Consider the following 7,494-nt stretch of genomic DNA (forward strand, 5'->3'; position numbering starts at 1 on the left):
TCCCCCGGGGGCGCCGCCGTTGCCGCACGATTTCCTCGCGACGGCGAATATGACGGCCACGCGCCGATTTCTGTGGCTGGCGTAAAGATTGTCATCCTATTGGTCAATTCGGGTTACCGGCGCCATGGTGGTCGCAGATCGGTGACTATGATCCACTTCTTGTGACGAACAGTCAGAGCAACATAGCAGCAGTGCAGTCGGCCGACGTCGTGATCCTCGGGGCGGGCCCGGCCGGTCTCCTGCTGGCCAATCTGCTCCAGCGCGGCGGAATCGACTGCGTGGTCCTGGAACGCACCGACCGCACCCGCGTACAGACCCGGGCGCGCGCGGGCTTCCTCGCACCCAACACCCTGCGGATCCTGGACCGCCACGGCCTGGCCGAAGGCCCGCACCGCAACGGCAAGCAGCACGGCGCCTGCGAATTCCGCACCGCCGAAGGCCGCTTCCGGCTGGACTACGGCAAGCTCGGCCGACGCGAACCGCACACCGTCTACCCCCAGCAGTACCTGGTCACCGACCTGCTGACGTCCTACCTGGCGGCAGGCGGGCGGGTGCACTTCGAGACCGAGGCGCTCGCCGTGCACGACACGGGCACCACCCGCCCCACCGTCGCCGTACGGGAGGCGGACGGCCGCCTCGCCCGGTGGCAGGCCCGGTACGTGGCCGGCTGCGACGGCCGGCACGGCGCGGCCCGGCGCTCCCTGCCGCCCGGCACCGTACGCCACCACCGGGACCACGGGATCTCCTGGCTCGGCCTGCTCGCCGAGGCGCCGCCGAGCCTGGACGCCGTGGGCTACGCCGTCCACGACCGCGGCTTCGCCGGGCACATGGCCCGCACCCCGGAGGTCACCCGCTACTACCTGCAGTGCGAGCGCGGCACCGCGACCGGAGACTGGTCCGACGGGCGGATCTGGGACGAACTCGACACGCGGATGTACGCCGCCGAGCACGGACCGCTGCACCGCGGCCGGATCCTCGAACGCGGGGTCGTCGACTTCGAGTCCGACGTCATCGAACCGCTGCGCCACGGATCGCTCCTGCTGGCCGGGGACGCCGCGAGCCTGATCAGCCCTCCGCCGCCAAGGGCGCCAACCTGGCCGTCCTGGAAGCGGAACTCCTCGCCCGGGCCCTGATCGCCGACCTCGCGCACGGCGACTCCGAGGCGCTGGACCGGTACTCGCGGCAGGCCCTGGAGCACATCTGGCGGGCGCAGGAGTTCTCGCTCTGGATGATCCGGCTGCTCCACCGCGAGCCCGCCGCTCCCATAGGCGAATCGTTCTTCCACGAATCCTTGCGCCGCTCGCGCCTCGAATCCCTGCGCACCTCGCGCTCCCACCAGGACTGGTTCGCCGAGAGCTACACCGGCGTCTGAGCCCTCCCGCTCCACCCCGCTCCGCCCGGCCCCGCGCCGGCCGACCCCGCTCCGCCCGACCTCGTTGTGCCCGGCCCCGCCGCGCCCGCCACGCTCCGCCCGGCCCCGCGCCGGCCGGAGGCTGTCGGCTGCCCGCCGCCCGTCGGACGCCCGAACACCCGGACAAGGAACCGCACCATGCCGACCACGATGACGCCCCCGGACACCGACGATGTCACCCGCCTCCTCGCGGCGGCCACCTTCGTCCGGGAACACGACAGCACCAGGCTGCTCCGCCTCCTGCTGCCCGGCCTCCCCGGCTCGCGGCTGCGGGCACTGGCGGACCACTGCCGCTTCGCCCACGCCGCGGTCCTGGTCTTCCCGTCCGACCGGGACGCCCTGCACGATCAACTGGCCGCCTGCGACCTGACCGTGGACGTACCGTCGACGCCCAGCACCGTGGTCCGCGAGCGGCTGGCACTGCGGCACGGCCACGACCCGGCGGGCCTGGACGTCGCCATCCTGCGGCCACCGCTGCGCGGCCCGCTCGGTGAGCGCCGGGTGGTCGAGGTGTTCGCGCTGACCGTCCCGCCGGGCTCCGGCCTGGCCGCGCTCGCCGCGCACGAGCGGGTCGCCCAGCACGAGGCGCACCTCGCCTTCGAGGTCGAGTCCGCGGACCCGCTGGTGCTGGACGGCCTGTGCGCGCTGCTCGCCCGGCACGGCGCGAGCCCCGACGGCGGCGGCTACAACCCGCACGAGGACGGCACCGTCCTGTACTTCACCGCCCCGGCCGGGTCGCGGACCGGGTACCGGCGGCTGGAACTCCACGTGGCGGGCGCCCACCCGGACACCCTGGCCGCGCACCTGGGCCGGTACCCCGCCGGGCCGGACGAGGACTGGGGGCAGGCCCGCCCGGACGGCCCCGCCGATCCGCACCGGGAAGCCGAGACGCTGCTGCACCTGCTCACCGGGGCCTGGACGACCCAGGCCCTCGCGGTGTTCGCCCGGCTGGGGCTGCCCGACGCCCTGGACACCCGCACGGGAGCCGGCGCCGAGGCACTGGCGGACCGGATCGGCGCTCACCCGCAGAGCCTCGCGACCCTCCTGCGCTACCTGGTGATGCTGGACGTGGTCGCGCAGCACCCGGACGGCTTCCGGCTCACCGGCACCGGGGCGCTCCTGAGGGCGGACGCCCCGGGGTCGATGCGGCCGCTGGCACTGATGTACGGCGGCCCGTTCTACCACTCCTTCGCGGAACTGGAGCACACCGTGCGGACCGGCGAGGCCGCCTTCGACCACCTCTTCGGCGAGAACCACTTCGACCACTTCGCCCGCGACCCCGAACTCGCCGAGCAGTTCGACCGCTCGATGGTCGCGAGCACCCGGATGTTCGAGCCGGTCCCCGCACATCCGGCGATCCTGGCCGCAGGCCGGGCCTCCGTGTCCGGCACCGTCGTCGACATCGCCGGCGGAACGGGCGAGCTGCTCGGACGCGTCCTGGCCGCCAACCCCCGCCTGCGCGGCGTCCTGCTGGAACGCCCGCACGTCGTCGTCGCCGCCCGCGGGCAGCTGGACGCGGCGGGCTGCGGCGAGCGGTGCACGTACGTCACGGGTGACTTCGCGGACGTGCCGCCGGGCGCGGACGTGTACCTGCTCTCCCGGGTCCTGCACGACTGGAACGACGAGCGCTGCCGGGACATCCTGCGCCACGTGTCCCGGGCCATGCCCGCCCACGCCGACCTGCTCATCGTCGAGCGGGTCCTGCCGGCCGACGGTTCGACCTCGCTGGCCACCGCGTGGGACCTCCACATGATGTGCAACACCGGCGGCCGCGAACGCCGCGCCGATCACTTCGCCCGGCTGCTGGCCGACGCGGGCCTCGAACTCGTCGACGACTCGCCGCTGCCGCTCGGTGGCACCCTGCTGCACGCGCGCAAGGCCGGGGTGCCGGCCCCGCGCGGCCTGACCGCCGGATGACAGTCGCGGCGGGTGATGGCGATCGGTGATCGGGCCCTGATGACGGTCCTGGGGGACGAGGTCCTCGACCTCGCCACCCTGCATCTGACGTCGCCCGCCACGCTCCGCCGGCTGGGCGAGCCGCTCGGTCTGGTGCCCGCGGTCTGAAGCACGTCCGAGGGTGCTGGAACACGGCCGTTCCCGCAGGCGGCGGTGTCCGGGCCGTGTTCCGGCACCCCGGAGGGCCGACCTCCCGTACCGACTGCCGGCCCGGTCGGCGTGGACGCCGCGACCGGTCCGGCCGGGACGGCGGCCTGTTCGCGGCCTACGCCCCGCTGATGGAGAACCCCGGGCGGTGCGTCGTGCGGGGGCTCAGTGCGCTTCGCGGGGGTGCCCGGCGACGCGGCGCGCACCGGCGGTGATCCTCTTGAGGAGCAGGCTCGGGATGGGCGTGCTCAGGGGCCGGTACGCGGCCGGTGCGTCGGCGGCGCCGGGGCGAAGCGTCGAGGGGACGGCGGGGACGGCGGGGACGGACCGCGTCGCGGCGGGGCCGCCGCCGGTGAGTGTCTGCCGGTCGCGCACGTGCTGCTCCAGGTGGCATTGAGGCGATGGTGATGTCGGCGGCCGCGGGCGTCGAAGTCGAAGGTCGGCGTCGAGCCGTACGGCCTGCGGATGCTCGGTACCGCGCAGTGCAGAAGCAGGTAGGTGAGCGCCGCCCCGACGCGGTCTGCGCGGTCTGCGCTGTCTCCGCGGACGGCGGCGAAATGCTCCCTGCGCGTTTTCTACCCGCTCCGCATGCGCGGAGTCCAGGGGTCGCCCGGAGTTCCGTGTGTTCGTCCGAACGCTCGTACCGGCTCCGTGGCGGGTGCTCCACGGAGGGCCACCGCCGGGACTCCGCCGGACCGTGTGCGCCGCCCCGCGGCCTCAGCCGGTCGGGCCGGGGAAGGACGCCCAGGCCGCCGGCCGGGGCCCGGCCGACACCGAGCGAGCGGAGCCTACGGAGGGCGGACTGGTCCTGGGGGCCTCCAGCCACTCGACGAACTGCCGGAAGGAGAGGAGCCGGACGTCGGGCTTGCCCGCGACGGTCCTGATCGTCTCGGTCGAGGCGCGTTCGAAGGCGGCGAGGTAGCAGTCGCGGGCCTGGGCGCGCCACTCCGGGTACCTGGCCGGGGGCCGGTTTCGGCGGTGGAGCCGTCCCCGATCGGCGTCGCCCGGCCCACGGGCCGCACCAGGCGGCGGCCCGTGCCCGGAGCGCTGCCTCCCGTCCGCCGAACCGTCCGCCGAGTCGAACGGACTGCCGGCCGCGCCGAGGGTCGACGCGCTCGGGTGAGGGTCCGGTGGCGGGGCCCGGAGGCCTCGCCACCGGTGCCGTGCCCGGGAGCGCTCCGGGCCGACGTCCCTGCCGCGCCGTCCCGCTGACGCCACGTCAGTTCCCGTCGGTCCCAGGAGTACGGTCCCGGCCGGGACCGCTCGCCCGGAGCCTGCTCCCACCTGCGGTTCGTCCTGGCTGCGGACGAACTCCGCGGTCCCCGAATGGTCTTCTTGATCAAGACCGGGGACCACCGGCGTCATTGATCAAGAGAGGTCCTTCCATGAACGAGTACGTCCCGCAGAGCCGGAGCCGCCACGGTCGGCGCTGGGTGGCGACCACGGTGGCCGCGGGTGTGGTGGCGGCCGGGGTGCTGGCGCCGACCGCGGCGTTCGCGGGCGGGCGGCCCGACAGCGTCCAGTCGAGCCTGAACGCCCTGGTGAAGGAGGACGGGCTGCCCGCCGCGCTGGCCGCCGTGAAGGGCCGCGACGGCCGTACCCGCACCTACACCGCGGGGGTCGGGGACCTCGCCACCGGGGCCAAGGTCCCGATGGACGGCCAGATACGGATCGGCAGCAACACCAAGACCTTCACCGCCGTCGTCGTCCTCCAGCTCGTCGCCGAGGGGAAGGTCGGCCTGGACTCCCCGGTGGAGAGCTACCTGCCGGGCCTGGTGCGCGGTGACGGCATCGACGGGCGCGCCATCACCGTCCGCCAGCTGCTCCAGCACACCAGCGGCCTGCCCGAGTACGTGGACAAGGACGCCATCCTCACCGACCCGACGCGGTACTACGAGCCGCGTGAACTCCTCGACGCGGCGCTGGGCCAGACGGCCCACTTCGCCCCGGGGACGAGCTGGGAGTACAGCAACACCAACTACCTGCTGGCCGGCCTGATCATCCAGAAGGTCACCGGGCGGCCGCTCGGTGAGGAGATCGGGCGGCGCGTCGTCGACCGGATCGGCCTGCGGCACACCTACGTCCCCGCTCCGGGGGACATGGGCATCCGCGAGGCCCACCCCAAGGGCTACAACCGCGGTGCGGACGGCTCGCTCCGCGACTACACCGAGCTGGACCCGTCCTGGGGCTGGGCGGCGGGCGCCGCCGTCTCCACCCCGAGCGACGTCACCCGCTTCTTCACCGCGCTCCTCGGCGGCCGCCTGCTGCCCCCGGCGCAGCTCGCCCAGATGCGGACCACGGTGGCCGCCGACGCGGTCGCTCCGGGCGTCCGCTACGGACTGGGCCTGGTGAGCCGGCCGCTGTCGTGCGGCGGCGTGGCCTGGGGCCACGGCGGCACCATCCCGGGCTACGACACCGCCGGGGGAGCCACCGACGACGGCCGCGCCGTCAGCCTCGCGGTGACCATGATCCCGGGCGGCGAGGCCGGGCAGCACGTGGAAGCCGCGGTGGACGCGGCGCTGTGCCGCTGACCCTCCCCGTGCGGACCGGAGCGTCCGTCCCGGCACGACCGGCATGACCGGCGGGTGCCGCGCGCCACGGCGTGCGGCACCCGCGCCCCGTCGGTCACCTGATCGGTCCCCCCATCAGTTCCCCCAGCATTCCCCAGCAGAGGAGTTCCATCGTGAGCGAGTACGTCCCGCAGAGCCGGACCCGCCGTGGCCGGCACCGGGTGGTGGCGGCCGTGACCGTCCTGGCCGGGGGCGCCGTGGCGGCCGGAGCGCTGGCGCCGACGACGGCGTTCGCCGGCGGGCGGCCCGACAGCGTCCAGTCGAGCCTGAACGCCCTGGTGAAGGAGGACGGGCTGCCCGCCGCGCTGGCTGCCGTGAAGGACCGCGACGGCCGTACCCGCACCTACACCGCGGGGGTCGGGGACCTCGCCACCGGGGCCAAGGTCCCCGTCGACGGCCAGATACGCGCCGGCAGCAACACCAAGGCCTTCACCGCCGTCGTCGTCCTCCAGCTCGTCGCCGAGGGGAAGGTCGGCCTCGACGCCTCCGTCGACACCTACCTGCCGGGCCTGCTGCGCGGCGACGGCATCGACGGGCGCGCCATCACCGTCCGTCAGCTGCTCCAGCACACCAGCGGCCTGCCCGACTACATGGACGCGCCCGCCCTCGCGGACTTCACCACCGTGCAGTACCGCTACTTCGAGCCCCGCGAGCTGCTCGACGGCGCCCTCGTCCAGAAGGCCCGCTTCCCCGCCGGCGGCGGCTGGGAGTACAGCAACACCAACTACCTGGTCGCCGGGCTCCTCGTCCAGAAGGTCACCGGACGGCCGGTCGGCGAGGTGATCACCAAGCGCGTCATCGACCGCGTCGGCCTGCGGCACACCTACTTCCCCGCCCCGGGCGACACCGCCGTCCACGAGGCCCACCCGCACGGCTACTTCCGCGGCTCGCCGGACGCGCCGCTGGTCGACTACACCGAGATGGACGCCTCGATGGCCTGGGCGGCCGGGGGGATCGTCTCCACCAACACCGACCTCAACGCGTTCTTCGCCGCGCTGCTCGGCGGCCGTCTCCTGCCGCCGGCCCAGCTCGCCGAGATGCGGACCACCGTGCCCGCCGAACCGCTGGGCCCGGGGGTCCGCTACGGACTGGGGCTGCAGAGCAGGCCGCTCTCCTGCGGCGGCCTCGCCTGGGGCCACGGCGGTACCTCTCCCGGCTACCGGACCAGGGGCGGGGTGACCGACGACGGGCGGGCCGCCACCATCACGGTCACCACCGTCCCGGGAGCGACCGGCGCGCAGCACATGGCGGAGGCCCTGGACGCGGCCCTCTGCCGCTGACCCGCCCGGGCGGACGGCTCCGCGGCCCCGCGGCCCCTTGGCCAGGGGGCCCGGGGGCGGCCGCCGCGCGCCGCCCGTCCGCCCCCCCCGGCCCCCCCCCGCCCGGTGGGCCCCACCCCGAAGCCCCCCC

At 74.8% G+C, this 7,494-nt stretch carries 5 protein-coding genes and 2 pseudogenes; 5 read left to right on the forward strand and 2 right to left on the reverse strand.

Annotated features, from left to right (window positions below):
- Positions 1 to 161 precede the first annotated feature (161 nt).
- From ACFWA9_RS37135 to ACFWA9_RS37145, 3 genes and pseudogenes are all read left to right on the forward strand, one after another.
- Positions 162 to 1,372: pseudogene (locus ACFWA9_RS37135) on the forward strand (4-hydroxybenzoate 3-monooxygenase).
- Between the two features lie 177 nt (positions 1,373 to 1,549).
- Positions 1,550 to 3,328: a methyltransferase gene (locus tag ACFWA9_RS37140; protein ID WP_380393621.1), complete on the forward strand. Its 1,779-nt coding sequence runs from the start codon at positions 1,550 to 1,552 to the stop codon at positions 3,326 to 3,328.
- A gap of 15 nt (positions 3,329 to 3,343) precedes the next feature.
- Positions 3,344 to 3,475 carry a hypothetical protein gene (locus ACFWA9_RS37145; protein ID WP_380393624.1) on the forward strand — a complete coding sequence of 44 codons (132 nt, stop codon included), beginning with the start codon at positions 3,344 to 3,346 and terminating at the stop codon, positions 3,473 to 3,475.
- Between the two features lie 204 nt (positions 3,476 to 3,679).
- Here ACFWA9_RS37145 and ACFWA9_RS37150 read toward each other — a convergent pair whose 3' ends face one another.
- Both ACFWA9_RS37150 and ACFWA9_RS37155 read right to left on the reverse strand, forming a co-directional pair.
- A complete protein-coding gene (locus tag ACFWA9_RS37150) occupies positions 3,680 to 3,889 on the reverse strand; it encodes a hypothetical protein (protein WP_380393633.1) in 210 nt (69 codons plus the stop codon).
- A gap of 373 nt (positions 3,890 to 4,262) precedes the next feature.
- A pseudogene (locus ACFWA9_RS37155) lies at positions 4,263 to 4,477 on the reverse strand (hypothetical protein); the annotation flags it as partial.
- A gap of 422 nt (positions 4,478 to 4,899) precedes the next feature.
- On the opposite strand from ACFWA9_RS37155, the gene ACFWA9_RS37160 reads away from it, so the two are divergent.
- Positions 4,900 to 6,045: a serine hydrolase domain-containing protein gene (locus ACFWA9_RS37160; RefSeq protein ID WP_380393627.1), complete on the forward strand. Its 1,146-nt coding sequence runs from the start codon at positions 4,900 to 4,902 to the stop codon at positions 6,043 to 6,045.
- A gap of 152 nt (positions 6,046 to 6,197) precedes the next feature.
- Positions 6,198 to 7,364, forward strand: coding sequence for a serine hydrolase domain-containing protein (locus ACFWA9_RS37165; RefSeq protein ID WP_380393630.1), 1,167 nt, complete (start codon positions 6,198 to 6,200; stop codon positions 7,362 to 7,364).
- Positions 7,365 to 7,494: the final 130 nt, after the last annotated feature.

The sequence above is a fragment of the Kitasatospora sp. NPDC059973 genome, assembly GCF_042737525.1.
GTDB lineage: Bacteria > Actinomycetota > Actinomycetes > Streptomycetales > Streptomycetaceae > Kitasatospora.